General features: G+C 43.4%; 14 protein-coding genes, 1 pseudogene and 1 riboswitch. Of the genes and pseudogenes, 5 read left to right on the top strand and 10 right to left on the bottom strand.

All coding sequences use genetic code 11. From position 1 onward, the window contains the following. Positions 1 to 61 precede the first annotated feature (61 nt). The 7 genes from MON37_RS01110 to pilM all read right to left on the bottom strand — a co-directional run bounded on the left by MON37_RS01110 (position 62) and on the right by pilM (position 7,011). Positions 62 to 598: a shikimate kinase gene (locus tag MON37_RS01110; protein ID WP_234396315.1), complete on the bottom strand. Its 537-nt coding sequence runs from the start codon at positions 596 to 598 to the stop codon at positions 62 to 64. Positions 599 to 720: 122 nt separating this feature from the next. Further along, positions 721 to 1,513 (bottom strand): IS5 family transposase gene (locus MON37_RS01105; RefSeq protein WP_234403912.1). Its coding sequence is split into 2 segments (ribosomal slippage): positions 721 to 1,248 and positions 1,250 to 1,513, totalling 792 coding nucleotides; the frame shifts between segments, so codons are not numbered across the junction. A gap of 359 nt (positions 1,514 to 1,872) precedes the next feature. Next, entirely contained in the window at positions 1,873 to 4,008 is a 2,136-nt protein-coding gene (locus MON37_RS01100) for a type IV pilus secretin PilQ (RefSeq protein WP_039408916.1), read from the bottom strand. 18 nt (positions 4,009 to 4,026) lie between these two features. Next, positions 4,027 to 4,581 (bottom strand): pilus assembly protein PilP, encoded by a 555-nt coding sequence (locus MON37_RS01095; protein ID WP_039408913.1) that lies wholly within the window; start codon positions 4,579 to 4,581, stop codon positions 4,027 to 4,029. 14 nt (positions 4,582 to 4,595) lie between these two features. After that, positions 4,596 to 5,285: a type IV pilus inner membrane component PilO gene (locus MON37_RS01090; protein ID WP_039408910.1), complete on the bottom strand. Its 690-nt coding sequence runs from the start codon at positions 5,283 to 5,285 to the stop codon at positions 4,596 to 4,598. Continuing rightward, positions 5,286 to 5,900 (bottom strand): PilN domain-containing protein, encoded by a 615-nt coding sequence (locus MON37_RS01085; protein ID WP_039408907.1) that lies wholly within the window; start codon positions 5,898 to 5,900, stop codon positions 5,286 to 5,288. A gap of 1 nt (position 5,901) precedes the next feature. Further along, a complete protein-coding gene (gene pilM, locus MON37_RS01080; RefSeq protein WP_039408903.1) occupies positions 5,902 to 7,011 on the bottom strand; it encodes a type IV pilus assembly protein PilM in 1,110 nt (369 codons plus the stop codon). Between the two features lie 146 nt (positions 7,012 to 7,157). Here pilM and MON37_RS01075 point away from each other — a divergent pair, with 146 nt between their 5' ends. Continuing rightward, a complete protein-coding gene (locus MON37_RS01075) occupies positions 7,158 to 9,557 on the top strand; it encodes a penicillin-binding protein 1A (RefSeq protein ID WP_039408901.1) in 2,400 nt (799 codons plus the stop codon). 687 nt (positions 9,558 to 10,244) lie between these two features. Here MON37_RS01075 and MON37_RS01070 read toward each other — a convergent pair. Together MON37_RS01070 and MON37_RS01065 are read right to left on the bottom strand one after the other, a co-directional pair. After that, complete coding sequence (locus MON37_RS01070; protein WP_039408897.1) at positions 10,245 to 11,693, bottom strand: efflux transporter outer membrane subunit; 1,449 nt, start codon at positions 11,691 to 11,693, stop codon at positions 10,245 to 10,247. Positions 11,694 to 11,743: 50 nt separating this feature from the next. Beyond that, on the bottom strand, positions 11,744 to 12,238 hold the full coding sequence (locus MON37_RS01065) for a MarR family transcriptional regulator (protein ID WP_039408894.1): 495 nt from the start codon (positions 12,236 to 12,238) through the stop codon (positions 11,744 to 11,746). 462 nt (positions 12,239 to 12,700) lie between these two features. Beyond that, positions 12,701 to 12,745, top strand: a riboswitch (PreQ1 riboswitch). 4 nt (positions 12,746 to 12,749) lie between these two features. Here MON37_RS01065 and queF point away from each other — a divergent pair. The 3 genes and pseudogenes from queF to MON37_RS12375 form a co-directional block, all read left to right on the top strand. Next, a complete protein-coding gene (gene queF, locus MON37_RS01060) occupies positions 12,750 to 13,223 on the top strand; it encodes a preQ(1) synthase (RefSeq protein WP_003780138.1) in 474 nt (157 codons plus the stop codon). A 75-nt stretch (positions 13,224 to 13,298) separates the two neighbouring features. After that, positions 13,299 to 13,982, top strand: a complete 684-nt coding sequence (locus tag MON37_RS01055; RefSeq protein WP_039408891.1) for a 7-cyano-7-deazaguanine/7-aminomethyl-7-deazaguanine transporter — start codon at positions 13,299 to 13,301, stop codon at positions 13,980 to 13,982. A 294-nt stretch (positions 13,983 to 14,276) separates the two neighbouring features. Beyond that, positions 14,277 to 14,387 (top strand): annotated as a pseudogene (locus tag MON37_RS12375) (IS5/IS1182 family transposase); the annotation flags it as partial. A 141-nt stretch (positions 14,388 to 14,528) separates the two neighbouring features. On the opposite strand, the gene MON37_RS01050 reads toward MON37_RS12375, so the two are convergent. Then, positions 14,529 to 15,824 carry a M23 family metallopeptidase gene (locus tag MON37_RS01050; RefSeq protein ID WP_039408922.1) on the bottom strand — a complete coding sequence of 432 codons (1,296 nt, stop codon included), beginning with the start codon at positions 15,822 to 15,824 and terminating at the stop codon, positions 14,529 to 14,531. A 313-nt stretch (positions 15,825 to 16,137) separates the two neighbouring features. On the opposite strand from MON37_RS01050, the gene MON37_RS01045 reads away from it, so the two are divergent. Next, positions 16,138 to 17,139, top strand: a complete 1,002-nt coding sequence (locus MON37_RS01045; protein WP_082013647.1) for a hypothetical protein — start codon at positions 16,138 to 16,140, stop codon at positions 17,137 to 17,139. Positions 17,140 to 17,293 lie beyond the last annotated feature (154 nt).

Raw genomic sequence — 17,293 nt, 5'->3', positions numbered from 1 at the left:
CTAAAGGTCGTCTGAAACCGTTTTTACATTTCAGACGACCTAATCAACAAAGGCAACACCTTCAATCATCATATTCAATGAATTTCTGCCCATCCAAACATTCAACCAATTTTCGAAGGGTTTTAGCACAGCTCTCCGACTCTATAACGATATGCGCGGTCTCACGATAAATCGGATCCCGAACCATATACAATTCGCGTAATTTTTTTAAAGGATCGTCCGTTTTTAAAAGCGGGCGGCTGCTATCATAACGTGTACGCTCCAACAGCACCTCAGGTAATGCATGCAAATAAACCACCGTACCATGCTCACGCAGGCAACATCGGTTTTCTTCACGCAAAACCGAACCCCCTCCCGTCGATAACACAATGCCGTTTAATGCCGACAGCTTTTTCAGCATCAAAGTCTCACGGTGTCGGAACCCTTCCTCTCCCTCCATCTCGAAAATAGTGGAAATAGAAACACCTGATGCTGAGCAAATTTCCAAATCACTATCATAAAACGGGCAATCATACATTTGAGCAAACTGCCTTCCCAGCGTTGTTTTTCCTGCCCCCATCAATCCGATAAGAATTAAATTACCATTGAGCTTTTCCATGAAGGTGTTCATCCGATACAAGATTTATGAATACTGCCAGGCATGCGTTGGCGCTTATTTATACTTAGTTTTCCGACAATACCGATTATATCGTGTTTAACCCTGCTTACCTAAGAGCGTGTTCATAGTCTTCGTAGCAGGACTCCCAAGAAAGCCAAAGCTACCATTTGCAGACTGGTACTCAACTTACGCTCGCAGTTTTTCCAAAGCCGCCTGTTCTTTTCCAACCAGGAAAAGCTGCGCTCTACTACCCATCGCTTCGGCAATACTGCAAAACGGTGCAATTCGTTTCGTTTGGCAATCTCTACCTCCGCACCAATCAACTCCTGTACCGACGAAGCAAATGCCTTACCCGTGTAACCACCGTCAGCAAGGATTTTTTGTATCGCACCAAGATTATCCCGCCCACGTTCCAATGCCACCAGGCAGCCTTTTCTATCCGTAACATCCGCCGTCGTTACCGCAAGGGCATGCGGCAAACCTTGCGTGTCAACCGCTATATGTCGCTTGATACCGCTAACCTTCTTGCCCGCATCGTAGCCTTTTTCCATGGCGGTATCCGTGTTCTTCACACTCTGCGCATCAATAATCAGGAAAGTAGTTGCTTCATGGCGCCCCTGCTTGCGGCGCTCCGCAACTACCTGATTTTTTTAATGCTTCCTCAAGGATGCTGATGCCACTCTCGCGTGGTTCGGTCCATCTCTGGAAGTAGGAATGCACGGTGCGCCATTTGGGGAAGTCGCCCGGCAAAGCGCGCCAGGAGCAGCCAGTGCGTTGCAGGTAGAGAATGGCACAAAAGACATCGTACAAGTCCACCTGGCGTGGCGCTGTGCGTTTACGGGCACTTTCCAGCAGGGGAAGGAGAGGCGCAAATTGCTCGCGACTGATATCGCTTGGGTAGGTTTTTCTGTTCATGCCGATAGTTTACAGCAGAGGCTGAGACAATGAACACGTTCTAAGACCATGGATGGTATTAAAGATTACGTGATGTTTTCAGACGACCTATTTATAGTAATAGCAGCTTTGCCCCACTCATTTGTCACAAACAATTTAGAATGAAAGTAGCCTCAGTGTATAAAAACCCAATCTCTCGCTCTGCAAGTCTAGATTGAACTCATCAGGGAATAGAAATACATCATCGAATATAGCTATCACCATTTATGGATATTTCACCATATTCCTTCCAAAATAAACAAAAAACCCTAAAACTCCCTATCTACTTCGTATCAATTAAAAAAGGCATATACCCTTCCGAGCATACGCCTTTTCCAATTTTAGTAGCGGAGATTGCTGCCTACACCATCCATAATTCGCGGAGTGATGAAAACCAGCAATTCGCGACGCTCTTCTTTTTTCGCACGGGACTTGAACAAATTACCCACCACTGGCAAATCGCCCAATAATGGTACTTTGTTAATCGTATCGCTATTATCTTCTTCGTAGATGCCACCAACGATCAACGTACCACCATCTTCCACCATTGCCTGAGTATTCAAGTTTTTAGTCTGAATACATTTCGTAATCAAAGAGTCCACTGTACAGTCTTGCGGTGTATCCTTGGTAATTTTTACAGTCATGATAACTTGACCATCAGGCGTTACATTCGGCGTTACCGTTAAGCCCAGCACGGCTTTTTTGAACGATACCGAGGTTGCACCACTGGAAGATGCCTCCTGATACGGAATTTCAGTACCAGACTCAATAGTAGCTTCTCTACGGTCTTGTGTCAGGACACGCGGATTAGAAATGGTCTTACTTTTACCGGTAGCTTCCGAAGCAGAAATTTCCAAACCTAATGCACCCGATGACAAAGCTCGCACCAAAGCAATATTATTAGTCGCCGCTGCCGCAGGCAGGCTAATATTCGGTTGCAAAGACCATGTACGGTAATTTGCATCACCTCGCAAAACAGCCGAATTAGTATTATGGTTATCTTGCGCATTACTCCAAGAGTTACCCCAAGCGTTGCGTCCTTTGGAACCTGCGACACCGAATTTCACGCCCAAATCACGCGAAAAACCGTCTTTTGCTTCAACGATACGGGCTTCAACCATAACTTGACGAGTCGGTACATCCAATTCCTCAATCAACTTACGGAATTTTTCTACAACATTTCGATTATCCGTAATAATCAAAGTATTCGTTGCAGGATCAATCAGCGCACTGCCACGGCCGCTCAACAAGGTATTTCTACCATTGGAGTTTCCACTATTGTTGTCGTCCAAACGCAAAATTTTCCGGAACTCTTCTACATTCTTATACTTCAATTGGAAAGTTTGGGAATATAAAGGCCCCAGTTCGGCAATCTCTTTCTCCGCCTGCAAGAAAGCCTTATCTTTAGCTAACAATTCATCACGAGGTGCGATATTGATAATATTGCCTTGTCGGCGCATATCCAAATTACGCGCCTGCATAACCAAATCCAAAGCCTGATCCCAAGGCACATCTTTTAAAGAAAGTGTCATTTTGCCATTCACGGAATCACTGGCCACGATATTGACCCCTGACTCCTTCGCAAGGATTTGCAAAATGGTACGTACTTCAACATCTTGGAAGTCCAGGGAAATTTTACGGCCGCGGAAAGATTTGTTTGGATTTGCATTCAGCCCACTTGATTCCGTACTTGCGGACTTAGGCATTACTTCAAAAGCAAATTGACCATTTGCAGCTTTGGTATTGAAATCCCAATTGCCATTATTGCGAATAATGAGTTGAGCATCATTTCCAATACGTTTTAACGTAATATTTTTAACCGGTGTACTGAAATCGGCAACATCCAAACTGCGTTGCGCTTGTGTCGGCAACGGATAATTTTTCAGAGTAATAATAACCCGATCACGTTGTTGCTTCACTTCAGGTTTGCCTGTGAAATCAGGCGCATTCAATTCCACAATACCTGAGTTATGTGCACCTCTTCTGAAGTCAATATTAGCTGAATTTACCGTTTGTTTGACTGTTTCAGACGAGCTTACTTTCTGATGTGCATTTCCATTATTTGAAATAGCTGCAGAAGTTATGGTTCGATCAGATGATTCTGTAACAAATACCCATACTTCATTACCATGGACTTCAGTATTATATTGCGCTGCTTTATTCAATCCCAAAACAATACGAGATCGGTCATTATTCTGAGCCGCAGTAATTTGATTTAACAAAGGATCCGCATATTCCAATACAGGTTGAGCCAATTGAATATTTGTTTTAGCAAAATCTAAGGCAATTCGGGACGGAGTAGATGTAACAAAGCCGCTCGGACTAATCACATCCCGGTCAAAACGAATTTTGATAATTTTTTGACTATCCGGCAAAGTTGATACATTAATATCAGTAATATTACCTGCCAACGCAATTTGTGCTGCCGCAATCACACTGATGCCGGCAAATAATTTCGTCATATTTTTAGTTTTCATGAAGTGAGACCCCTTAAATTAGTTTGAATTCGTTGCTGAAGCATTACCGATGTCATTTGAACTATTTTCAGCATTATTGCTTAATGACAATTCGGCCTTTCGATAAATCCAATTGCCCGAACTATCCTCAACCAATTCTGTCAAAACAATCAAATCTTCAGTAATGCTTTGGATTTTTCCATAATTTTGTCCGATGTAATTCCCCGGATAAACTGTATAGACATGTCCATTTACATCAATAAAACCGGCAGTTTTACTGCCATTACTCAGCATCCCTACGTACCGCATATTTTCTAAACTGAATGCTTCCAATGTTTCTTTTGGACGATTAGGATTTGGGGCGTTATTACCTTTAGGGGCATTATCCAACCGTCGAAAATCGAATGCATTTAAACCACTGTAAGCCGGTGGATTATAAACAGCCGGAGGGTTCACTACCGGAGCCTCAAACGGAATGATATGAGACTTAGCATCCTGACGTGTCTTAGTCATCCACTCATTCAAATCGTCATATGCCGGTGTACACCCCGTCAATGACAGGATACTTGTAAGTAAGAAAATTTTATTTTTCATGATTTTCCTATCATTTATTGTTTTTGTTCAGAATTGGCTTGGCCATTTTCTGAATCCCCCTGTGCCTGACTCTGCTGAGCGGCAAGTTCCGCTGCTACTTCATCTGCTGGGCGAGCTTTATACGTCGTCGCAATTGCTCTGAGCGTTAAAATATCATTTTTACTATCTTTGCTATTTTTACTATCTGAAACATGAGATATTTTTAACGACTCCAATGTAATTATCCGCGATAAACCACCAACATCTCTAGCAAATTGGTTAATCTGATTATATTTGCCCGTAATCGATATTTCATACGGTAACTTCTGTATCGGCCCATCATTGACCGGAACCTGTGGAACTACGCTATCTAAGCGAAGACCGTTTGCTGAACCTGCCTGGTGCAGTTCTTGAATCAAAGTAGGAATTTCAGCATCAGTCGGTAGCTGTTTTAACAAGATGTCAAATGAAGAACGAATAGATGTTAATTCAGCTTTCAAGTTATCCAAACTTGCAGCCTCAATACTCTTTTTCGTATATGTTTCCTTTAACTCCGCCTCCTTTGCCTCTTGGGTTGAAAGTGTTTCCAGCTGATCACGAAATACTATTCCATAGCCAACTGCCAATACTCCTACAACTGCTAATGCAGCTAATACAAACTTTGCAGCAGGATTCAACAAATATAAATTCTGAATATCCAAATTTTTTACTTTTGCTGAGGCCATTTATTTTTCCTCCCCATTCTGTTCTTTCGTCGGATCATCATTAATTGTTTCTCTCTCCGACTTGACTGGAATACTCGCAGAACCAATCATAGATTTAATATTAAACTCTTGATAATTATCAATTTTCTTAATTTCCAAAAGTTCTGGCTGCGTAAAAATACCTGTACTTGGCAAAGACCGCATAAACATGGCAATTTTATTATCGCTAATCGCTCGACCTGTAATCTTATAAGAAGTCGGATTTTCTGCATCAAGAGAAGTGATATAAGTATTATCTGGAATAACCACATTCAAACTATCGATGATATATGCAGCTTGGGAGCGTTTTTCTTGCAACTCCTCGACTTTTTGCTTTTTAGCTAAGAAGTTTTCTTTTTCCTGCTGTAATTTTTTTATTTCTCCTAAATCATTATCTAACTTGGTAATTTCTGCTTCCAAAAATGCATTCCTACTTTCTTGATCACTAATAGCATTATTGATCGCTAAATAAGCTATTGCAGATAAACCAACTCCTATTAATAACGAAGAAAGCATCAAAATTTTAAATTGCTGTCTTTTACGTTGCTTAATTTCTTCTCTATATGGAAGAAGATTAATTTTAATTAATTCAGTCATATTACAATCCCCTTAATGCTAATCCAAATGCAAGTGTCAAAGCAGAAGCATCAACTTGTAACTGTGACAAATCGACCTTACCACCTCGCTCCACATATGTAACTGGTTGAATACATTGTGTCGCTGTATTTGTCTGCGAAAAAATGCTTTCAGCCAAACCAGTCTGTTGTGATGCAGAACCAGTTAATAAAATATGCTTTACATTCGAAAAAGCATCTGTCGGCTGTGTGGTGTAATAAAACTGTAGTACTCTTTGCACTTCCTGAGCCACTTGAACATTGAAGCGGTCTGCGATTTGTGTTTGATAATCAGTTGGCTTGCTCGTAGATACCATCATTTGAGCAGCTTTTTCTTCTGTAACCTGATATGTACGTTGAATCAATTGGTTCAATTGCTCAGTACTTACAGGCATTTCCTGCTTGTATAGGATTTGCCCATTCTGAATAATCAGCGCATACATCTGTGTTGCATAAATCCCAAATATAGCAACTTTTTCATTTGTTAATTCAGGAGCGTACTGGTTAATCCAAAATACGAAGGCATTATGCTGCGCCAATAAATCCAAATCTAACGCCGATAAGGACAATCCCGCCCCCTCAAACATTTCGATCATAGGCTCAACATCATCCTTACGCGCTGCAACCGTCAAAATCTGCTGCCCTGCCGGAATAACAGACGCACCTACGACCTGATAATCATAGTTTATTTCATCGATAGGCCCGATCGAGGAGATTTCAGATTCTGCAAATTCATCCAAATCCAACTCAGTATCTTTTTGTGAATAAACCACTTGCTCAATCGTCGCCAATCCTTGAGGGATAGCTGCAATAATATTCTTGCAAGAACTGCGTAATTGCGAATATGCATGTTGCAAATAAGTAACAAGCTGGTCGTAATCTTGAATTTTGTTACCTTTTACAATATTTTTAGGTAATTTAGTAATAACGTATTTTTCCAACTGAATTTGGTTTAAACTACGCCCTGACAGCTGAACCATCTTGATGGCATGCTGACTAATATCGATGCCGATGGAAGAACGGTTGCTTAACCCTGAAGAGGACTTTCCAGCCTTACCAGTTGTATTTTTAGGGTTTTTTGATAAGCCAATCATAAGATTTCCCTGTATTATTAGGAGTGAGTAACTGTTTCGATATCCGTAAAGGACTTCCTCTTTACACGAGAAATGCCGTGTTTTATAGAAATCGATATCTATTTTACTTTATTTAATACCAATAATGGCAAAATTATTACCTAGTCATGATTAAAAAGATTATAACAACCTGTATCGGTTTGATGTTAGGCCTAGCAATTTTTACTACTGGATTGATTGCTATAGCAATTTTAGTAACCTACCCCAAACTCCCCCCCTTAGACTCCTTACAACACTACCAACCCAAAATGCCATTGACCATTTACTCGGCAGACGGGCAAATTATTGGCGTCTATGGTGAGCAACGGCGTGAATTTACCAAAATCAACGACTTCCCCGATATTCTCAAGAACGCGGTTATTGCCGCAGAAGACAAACGCTTTTACGAACATTGGGGCGTAGATGTTTGGGGCATTGCCCGAGCAGCGATTAGTAATATCGTTGCGGGAGGCGTTCAATCTGGTGCAAGCACTATTACGCAACAGGTTGCCAAAAACTTCTATTTAAGCAGTGAACGTACATTTACCCGAAAATTTAATGAAGCACTTTTAGCCTATAAAATTGAACAATCCTTGAGCAAGGATAAGATTTTAGAGCTTTACTTCAACCAAATTTACTTGGGGCAGCGTGCTTACGGGTTTGCTTCGGCAGCGCAGATTTATTTCAACAAAAATGTTAAGGATTTGACTTTGGCCGAGGCTGCCATGCTGGCTGGCCTACCTAAGGCTCCTTCTGCATATAATCCCATTGTGAATCCTGAACGCGCCAAACTGCGGCAAACTTATATCCTGAATAATATGCTGGAAGAAGGGATGATTACGTCTCAGCAACGTGACGACGCATTAAAAGAAGAATTACATTATGAGCGATTTGTACAAAAAATTGATCAAAACGCGTTGTATGTAGCAGAAATGGTTCGTCAAGAACTATATGAAAAATATGGCGAAGAAGCCTACACTCAAGGTTTTCACGTTTATACAACCGTAAATACCGCAAATCAGCGTGTTGCTACCGAAGCATTGCGCAAAGTCTTAAGAAACTTTGACCGAGGCAGCAGTTACAGAGGAGCGGAAAATTATATTGACCTCAGCAAAACAGATGATGTTGAAGAAACAGTCAGCCAATATTTATCTACTTTATATACTGTGGATAAAATGGTTCCTGCGGTTGTATTGGAAGCTTCCCGGAAAGCAGTACAAATCCAACTACCCAATGGCCGTAAAATGACTCTTGACGCTAAATCGTTAGGTTTTGCAGCCAAAGCGGTTAATAATGAAAAAATGGGAGAAGACCGTATTCGACGCGGCTCTGTCATCAGAGTGAAAAATATTGGTAATGGCTGGACTGTTGTACAAGAACCTTTATTGCAAGGTGCATTAGTATCTTTAGATGCCAAAACTGGGGCTGTTCAAGCATTAGTTGGTGGCTATGACTATCATAGCAAAACTTTTAACCGAGCAACTCAGGCCATGCGCCAACCTGGTTCAACATTCAAGCCTTTTGTATATTCCGCTGCATTAGCTAAAGGCATGACAGCCTCAACCATGATCAATGATGCCCCAATATCCCTACCAGGAAAAGGAGCAAATGGTAGCGTGTGGTCACCCAAAAATTCAGATGGGCGTTATTCTGGTTATATTACATTGCGCCAAGCATTAACCGCATCGAAAAATATGGTTTCTATCCGCATCCTGATGTCTATCGGAATTGGATATACCCAGCAATATGCCCAACGTTTTGGTTTCAAACCGTCTGAACTTCCCTCAAGTTTATCAATGGCTTTAGGTACTGGAGAAACCACTCCACTCCGTATTGCAGAAGCATATAGTGTTTTTGCTAATGGCGGATATAAAATCTCAGCTTATGTGATTGACAAAATCTACGATAGCCAAGGTCGTCTGAAAGCACAGATGCAACCCTTAATTGCCGGAGAAAATGCTCCTCAGGCGATTGATCCTCGAAACGCATATATCATGTATAAAATTATGCAAGATGTAGTCCGTGCTGGTACTGCTCGAGGTGCAACAGCATTAGGTCGAAGCGACATTGCCGGTAAAACCGGAACGACCAATGACAACAAGGATGCATGGTTTGTCGGTTTTAATCCCAAAGTGGTAACGGCTGTTTATGTTGGTTTTGACAAACCTCGCAGTATGGGGCGTGCAGGTTATGGTGGAACGATTGCAGTTCCGGTATGGGTAGATTATATGCGTTACGCTCTCAAAGGCACTGAGATCAAGGGAATGAAAGCACCTGAAGGAATAGTTGCTAATGGTGGCGAGTATTATATGAAGGAACGACTAACTACCAGTTCTGACTTAGCCTTGGAAAACGGTGGAGTAGCACCACGCCCGATCCCTCAATCATCTAGACGTACTCGTCAACCTTCTGACGACAATGTGTCTGATGCCCAAAACTCTAATCGCCCTGGACGCCAAGAGTTACAAGAGGAACCGGTTTTGCCAAGCAATACCGGCAATAATAGACAGTTAGACTCTTTATTCTAAAATCAAAATTTTAAGTTATTGAAAATAAAGTGGTCTTGCTATTAAAGTAGCAAGACCACTTTATTTTAACCAACCTTCTAATTAATACATACCGTACACTACGCCAATAAACCAATGGCTGTTCAGAATATCTTATTCAAACACTAATAAAATCAATTAGATACTTAATATTTTCATCTTTTACTTTAGCCTTCACTCGAATCTAAAAAATAATTTTCATATCTTTCAGAAAGTTATCTTGAATTTAAAAATTTGTTATTGATAATAATTACTATTATTATATAATAGTAATCACTCGGATGCCGTCCTGCTTCGAGTCATTAAACAACGATCCCCCCTCTTCATTTTCTTATCTTATCGGAGTGCGCATATACGAGACATACTGTTCCCCTTATATCAGATACTCAAAACCGAAAAACACAAAACCCGCTGCTTTTTAAGTAACGGGTTTTGTGTTTTTCTCAAGCAAAACATCATTTGAAGCCTAGTCATCCCTCCTAAACAGCCAGCCCCTATTATTCAAATACACCAAAGGGAAAACTAAAATAGTAAGTTGATTGAGGATCATATTGGCATTTCTATAAAACTTTCTTTACACTCCCTAATTGTTACTAGTCCACTTATACCCTATCAGCAATCCACAGAGAGCAAAATGGCAGCTTGATTAACAAGCCGCCATTGTTTTCCTCAGCGTACCTTTTTACCTGTACTTTTTTTTGAGACATTTCGTCCCAAAGGCTCAAGCTTAAATCCTCCGCCCAGTTGGGTATTTAAATTGCTCCATGCAATCAATGACTCGGCTTGATATTGTGCTTTCTGCATTTTTAATTGCAGAAGTTCGTTCTGTTTTTGTAGAGCAGATAGACCATTATCTAATCCCGCATTGACACGGCTATTCGCGTTACGGACTGTTTTTTCAGCAGTTTCCTGCATTTTTTCCCAAACGCTTTGTCGTTTCTGCATATTTTGATAGTCAACAACTGCATCAGCAGCAGCACGCATAACATTTAAAACAGTACGGTCATAAAGGGCTACCTGTTCGTTATATTCAGCACGCCGCCCTGCCAACTTAGATTGTAATGCTCCTGAAGTAAAAATTGGTAGATTTAAGGCAGGAAGTACGCCGATCATACCCGATGTGCGTCCTCGTACAACATTAAAAGCATCAATATGTGCCAGACCTGCCAAAACTTTGAGTTCTATATTTGGGTAAAACTCAGCTTCTGTTGCTTTGACCGTATTGAACCGAGATTCCAACATAGCTTTTTGTGCAGCAATATCCGGGCGGGCACCCAATAAATCTGCATGAATTTTATTGACTGGAACAACGGGAACTGCTGCCATTTTTTCAGGCATATACAAAGATAAACCATCAGGGGTTGTCCCGCTTAATATTGCTAAAGCATGACGCACTTTAGCAATTCGGCGCTCTAACTCCAGTTTTTCCAACTGCATACTTTGCTGTTGCATTTCAACCGGATAAAGCGATTCTGCAGAAGCCAGGCGGGCATTAATCCTTCTGCGCATCAGTTGATGCATCTTGTCTATGGTTTCGATACGCTCGGATAATAGATTTTGTTGTATTAACAACATCTGCCATGTGAAATATTGTGATGCAACCGCATTAGCGATATCAATGCGCGTTTGATGAGCCTCGTACAGAATGGCCTTGCGCTTTCCTAATATTGACGCAGCCTGCTTCCGGTTCTTATCCCAAAAATCAAACGACCAAGTACCCTGTAAAGCAGTATTTGCCAATAATAAGGTATGGTCAGTATCAATATGACCGGATGAAGGCTTAGGAGCAACATATGCTCCTGCCCCTCGCGCGGACAACCCGATTTGCATTTTGTTTGCGGCTTCAGTTATTCCCAGCTGCGCTTGTGCTTGTTCGAAGCGCGCCTTAGCAATACGCAAATCGGGAGCATTACGGATAGAGAGTGCAACTAATTGGTTAAGTTTTTGGTCGTTCAGTTGCATCCACCACGCATCTTGAACCATGGCTGCAGATTTACCTTCAGATAGCCCGTAATTGGTAGGTTCTTCCAAAGGAGCCTGTTTACCGAATTGAGCACAGGCGGAAAGTAGAATGACGGTAGCGATACAGATTCCCTGTTTATAGGGATTGGCTTTCATGGAATACTCCGTTTTATCATCGGTATCCGCCACATCCTGCATCCGCTTTATCAGCCCTCCAGCCGGCGCAGCAGCTTACCCAACAAATATTGCAACTGGTTGTAATCTTCATTGGTGAAATCTTTCCAAGCCTCTTGGCTCGTACTGGAAACCTGCGGCCATACTTTTTGGATAAAAACCTCACCTTCGGGGGTCAATTTTAGCACAATCTGACGGCGGTCCTGCTGGTTGATATAGCGTGCAACCCAGCCTCGGCTAACCATTTCGTCCGACAATCGGGTTGCACTGGTACGGGTCAGATCCATCAAATCACTCAAGCGTGATGGCAAAATTTCACTGTTCGGGCTGACGTAAACCGCCATCAAGGCAAACCAGAGGTTTTCATTGATACCATATACTTTCAGATTGTCATTCAGATGCGAACTGAGGCGTTCGGTTACGACTCGCAACATCCGCCCTGCCCTAGTCTGCTGCTCGGAAAAATGAGGCAGGCGGTCAGATAGGGTTTTTAATGCCGTGGTCAAATCGGTTTGTGAAAAACTCATGGTTTATTCCTCTTAATTACCAACTTCAATCGCTGCGCCCTTCCGACGGAAGCAACGATGAAAAAATCATTGAATCAAAATACCAAATATTTATTTTATGTGAACATACTAATCTAATTGACTATTCTTCTGATGAAAATCTGACAATCGGTTAAAGTTAATAACGAGTGGTACTTTTTATGCATAAAACATTATTTGCATTCGGGCGAACTACCAATTTTTGTCTTCCATCAAACCGACTCTTAGAACTTTCAGATACCTGCTTAGTTCTTACCACATAGCCTCATTTACCCGCAATTGACAGAAATAAGCTGAAAATAAAGCAATCATTTGAAAAATTACATTTTTAATCATTTTTTAAAATTGCGTTTACAATTCAAATCGTTTAATTGCGAATATCTTCAGACGACCTCCGATGCTGCATAAAGGTTACACATCACCCCTGCCTTATATTACAATCCGCCCTTCGTGGTTCGAAAACCTCCCACATTAAAAAACTAAGGAAACCCTCATGTCCCGCAATACCGAAGAGCTGCAAGGCATCTCTCTTTTGGGCAATCAAAAAACCCAATACCCGACCGGCTACGCTCCCGAAATTCTTGAAGCATTCGACAACAAACATCCCGACAACGACTATTTCGTCAAGTTCGTCTGCCCCGAATTCACCAGCCTCTGCCCCATGACCGGGCAGCCTGACTTCGCCACCATCTACATCCGCTACATCCCGCACATCAAAATGGTGGAAAGCAAATCCCTGAAACTCTACCTATTCAGCTTCCGCAACCACGGCGATTTCCATGAAGACTGCGTCAACATCATCATGAAAGACCTGATTGCCCTGATGGATCCGAAATACATCGAAGTTTTCGGCGAATTTACACCGCGCGGCGGCATCGCCATTCATCCCTTTGCCAATTACGGCAAAGCAGGTACCGAGTTTGAAACACTGGCACGCAAACGCCTGTTCGAACACGACAGCCAATAATCCATCCCCTTTTACGCATTTTCAGACGACCTTTTTCATGAGAAGGTCGTCTGAAAGCCTTTCCGAAAGATTTCCATGTACGAATTTACAACAGCGCAACAACAGAAGGCACTCTTCTGGCTGGTGCTTTTCCATATCCTCATCATCGCCGCCAGCAACTATCTGGTGCAGTTTCCCTTCCAAATTTTCGGCATCCACACCACTTGGGGCGCGTTTTCCTTCCCCTTCATCTTCCTTGCCACCGACCTGACCGTCCGCATTTTTGGTTCGCACTTGGCACGGCGGATTATCTTTTGGGTCATGTTCCCCGCCCTTTTGCTTTCCTACATCTTTTCCGTTTTGTTCCACGACGGCAGTTGGACAGACTTAGGCGCGCTGTCCGAATTCAACACCTTTGTCGGACGCATCGCCTTAGCCAGCTTTGCCGCCTATGCGCTCGGACAAGTCCTTGATATTTTTGTGTTCAACAAACTACGTCGTCTGAAAGCGTGGTGGATTGCCCCGACCGCATCAACCGTCATCGGCAACGCCTTGGATACGTTGGTATTTTTCGCCATTGCCTTCTACGCAAGCAGCGATGAATTTATGGCGGCAAACTGGCAGGGCATCGCTTTTGTCGATTACCTGTTCAAACTCACCATCTGCACCCTCTTCTTCCTGCCTGCCTACGGCGTGATTTTGAATATCTTGACGAAGAAGCTGACTGCACTGCATCCTGCTCCCCCTGCCAAACAGACGGTTTCTTTACAAGAAAACTGAAAGAAACGCTAAAAACCGCAGACCCTTATCAAAAACGAAAAGGTCATCTGAACCTCAAATTCGGTTTCAGACGACCTTTTTTGCTAACAAGTCTCTTATGGCAATCACACAACACATGAAATAAAAACGTTACCTGCCGCTCTTGCTCAAAAACGAATGCACTCCCCGCCATGAAGATATGTTTCAAAATGACAACAAATACGTATCTCTGAATTTCTCTCGCAGAAATAACCGCCCTGATATTTCCGTTTAAATTTCCTATCAATTTATCATTGAGATTCTGGCTCATACTGTTATAGTGGATTAAATTTAAATCAGGACAAGGCGACGAAGCCGCAGACAGTACAAATAGTACGGCAAGGCGAGGCAACGCCGTACTGGTTTAAATTTAATCCACTATATTTGAAAGCCACTCCCAAACAACTTGTCTCAAGCCGTATGAACTGGAAAAAGTTTTCGTATCCATCCCAATGTAAAAGGCCGTCTGAAACCTTAAACCTGGTTTTCAGACGACCTTTTAAAGCATACCCCAATAGGGCAGCTTGATTAATCCAACTGCGCTACAGAAACAGGCAACCCGCGGATAGAGGCAAGTATGGTATTTGCCGATTTCTGCTGCTGACGGAATGCAGCCATATTGGTTGGCGTCAGCTTGGGTGTCGGCAGGGCAACCGTAGTCGGGTTGACAGGTTGACTGTTCACGCGTGCTTCATAGTGCAGGTGCGGACCGGTAGAACGTCCCGTCGTACCGACGAATCCGATCACTTCGCCTGCACGCACCACACCTTGGACAGGCGTAAACGCGCTCATATGCCCGTATAAGGTTTCAACGCCGTTAGAATGGCGGATCATAACGGTATTACCGTAGCCGCCCTTCCAGCCTTTGAAGGTAATCACGCCGTCAGCGGTCGCTTTAATCGGCGTACCGGAAGGGGCTGCGTAGTCAATACCGGTATGCATACGGACGGTATGTAAAACGGGGTGGACCCGGTAACCGAACGGGGATGAAATGCGCGTATAGACAACAGGCTCGATGTTGAAGCCCGCTTTTTGCTGGAGCGATTTGCCGCTTTGATCATAATAGCTGCCGCTCTCTTCGTCGCCTTTACCCTGGCTGTAATAATAGGCTTGATAGCTTTTACCGCCTTTGACAATTTCGGCTGCCAGGATATTGCCCGTACCCATTTGTTGTCCGCGGAAATACATGCTGTCATACAGCAATCGTATCACATCGCCTTCTTTCAAATCCTCCAAGCTCAGTACGTCGGAGAAAATTTCGCTCAGCGACTCGCGGATTTCGACAGGAATTTCCGCCTGCGCCATTGCACCGCGCGCAGAAGTGCGGACAACGACGGAACGCAGGGTCGGCATGGTCTTCATATCCACTTCCGATGTAGAAGCCTGCCATTTGCCTTTGACTTTTTCCAAAGCGACAAGGTTGCGTTCAAGCTCTTCATCCGTGAAAAACTGTACGTCGGTAACTTGTCCCGAAGCATCGATGCGGATATTGACAGACTGGTTGGCGCGCAAATGTTGCATATCGCGTTCCGCACTGTTTTTCGCCATGATTTGCTTGATGTCGGTTTGGGGGACCCCCATGCGGGTAAGCACATCGGCGAGAGAGTCGCCCTGCTGAACAACCTCTTGCGCCCAGTAACTGGACTGAAAATTACCGGTTTCAACATAAACCGCCGGCAGTTCTTCAGAAACGCGCTCGACTTTGAATCCTTGATACTCGGGAACAGGTTCGGTTACTGCATAGGCAGTCATCGCGCCGGAAACAGGCAAAAGGATGCCCAACAGAGACCAGCGGATAGGTTTGTTGTGCCAAAATCGGCGCAATAAGGGAAATCGGGTTGTTTCGATCACGAATTATCCTTTTAATGCGGCGGTGCGGCTGTTTTATCAATCCGCACGGGCAATGTGATTTTTATTTAAAAGAAGACTGTCTGCTATTTATCCGTCTTTCAGACGACCTTTTTCATAGTCCGGCAAACAGCACAATGGGGAACCAAGGGCGTATTATCAAGGCTATTGTTTTGATTTACACCCGTTTTTTCTGAAATTTACGTCCGTAATTATATCACAATCGCGTATATTGCTTCAAACGTCGCATCCCATAGACATTTGGGAATGGTCGGCATTCTCCCTTAAAATGATGCTTTTTCCCAACCTGCCGCCCGCCATGAACCTGACCCTTGCCGTTCCGTCGCTGAACCGCCAAAGCGACGAATCCGTCCCATCTCTTACCCTGCCCGCCTTCAACCGTCTGCTGCGCTTCGGACATTTACACAAACAAGCAGTTGAAACATCAAAATTTTACGGGCGTTATTTATGGGACGGCAGTCTGCTCGAACACGCAAAAACTGCTGCAAACGTTCCACAGCAACAACCTGCCGCATTGGCTTCCCCGCTATGGCAGCAGATGGGTTTGCACCAAGTCAGCGTCGTTGGCGGCGAATATATCGGTATTGCTACTGACGAGGCAGATGAATTATGTCGCGAACTATCTGATTTTTATCAGGACGAGGGTTGGCGGTTCGTCCCCATTCGCCCCGATTTGTGGCTTGTCTTATTACCCAATCCGCAAGACTGGCAAATTAAGCCTGCATTGGATATTTACGGACAAATGGGGTCGTCTGAACAAGCATCAGGCAAAGATAGCGGACAATGGCTGGCCAAGCAGACAGAAATCCAAATGTGGCTGCACCAACACCCGATCAACAACATTCGCAACCAACTCGGAACACCGCCGATAAACGGTCTGTGGCTGTGGCATGATATTCAAGGGATGCAGCAATCATCCCCCCTATTCTCCGACAGCCCGTGGGCGCAATTTGCCTCCGGCCGCATAGATGCACCATACGACTTTCGCGCTTTTGCCTCTTGGATGCAAGAAACAGGAACAGACACAGCTGTCATTTTTATGGATGATTTAGCCGTTACCGGATCGACGGCGGACGTACTGGCCTATCAAGATATTTTGCAGGATTGGGAACAACGCTGGTTTCACCCGATTTGGCAGGCGTTGCACACAGGTCGTCTCAAAAACCTGACCTTGACGACTGATGGGGAAAACGGCGGCGTATTAACACTCACACCCAAATCACGTTGGAAATTTTGGCGGGCAGAAAAAACGTTTACAGGGATTTGGTAAATTGAATCACCAAAGGTCGTCTGAAAAAGTCGTGATGTTGCTTTATTTAGATTTCAGAAGAAACAACTTCCATCATCCTTCCAGCCATGAATTTCAAATAAAACTAATTTACCCTTCATACAAGATATAAAAAAGGTCGTCTGAAACCCTGTTT

Source organism: Morococcus cerebrosus (genome assembly GCF_022749515.1).
GTDB classification, from domain to species: domain Bacteria; phylum Pseudomonadota; class Gammaproteobacteria; order Burkholderiales; family Neisseriaceae; genus Neisseria; species Neisseria cerebrosa.
This window is presented reverse-complemented; position numbering and strand designations above follow the sequence as displayed.

Coding starts and splice junctions, on each gene's coding strand:
- MON37_RS01090 (WP_039408910.1), bottom strand. CDS start 5,285: ATGGCCTCAGCAAAAGTAAAAAATTTGGATATTCAGAATTTATATTTG.
- MON37_RS01110 (WP_234396315.1), bottom strand. CDS start 598: ATGGAAAAGCTCAATGGTAATTTAATTCTTATCGGATTGATGGGGGCA.
- MON37_RS01085 (WP_039408907.1), bottom strand. CDS start 5,900: ATGACTGAATTAATTAAAATTAATCTTCTTCCATATAGAGAAGAAATT.
- MON37_RS01055 (WP_039408891.1), top strand. CDS start 13,299: ATGTACGAATTTACAACAGCGCAACAACAGAAGGCACTCTTCTGGCTG.
- queF (WP_003780138.1), top strand. CDS start 12,750: ATGTCCCGCAATACCGAAGAGCTGCAAGGCATCTCTCTTTTGGGCAAT.
- MON37_RS01100 (WP_039408916.1), bottom strand. CDS start 4,008: ATGAAAACTAAAAATATGACGAAATTATTTGCCGGCATCAGTGTGATT.
- MON37_RS01065 (WP_039408894.1), bottom strand. CDS start 12,238: ATGAGTTTTTCACAAACCGATTTGACCACGGCATTAAAAACCCTATCT.
- MON37_RS01070 (WP_039408897.1), bottom strand. CDS start 11,693: ATGAAAGCCAATCCCTATAAACAGGGAATCTGTATCGCTACCGTCATT.
- MON37_RS01045 (WP_082013647.1), top strand. CDS start 16,138: ATGATGCTTTTTCCCAACCTGCCGCCCGCCATGAACCTGACCCTTGCC.
- MON37_RS01095 (WP_039408913.1), bottom strand. CDS start 4,581: ATGAAAAATAAAATTTTCTTACTTACAAGTATCCTGTCATTGACGGGG.
- MON37_RS01075 (WP_039408901.1), top strand. CDS start 7,158: ATGATTAAAAAGATTATAACAACCTGTATCGGTTTGATGTTAGGCCTA.
- pilM (WP_039408903.1), bottom strand. CDS start 7,011: ATGATTGGCTTATCAAAAAACCCTAAAAATACAACTGGTAAGGCTGGA.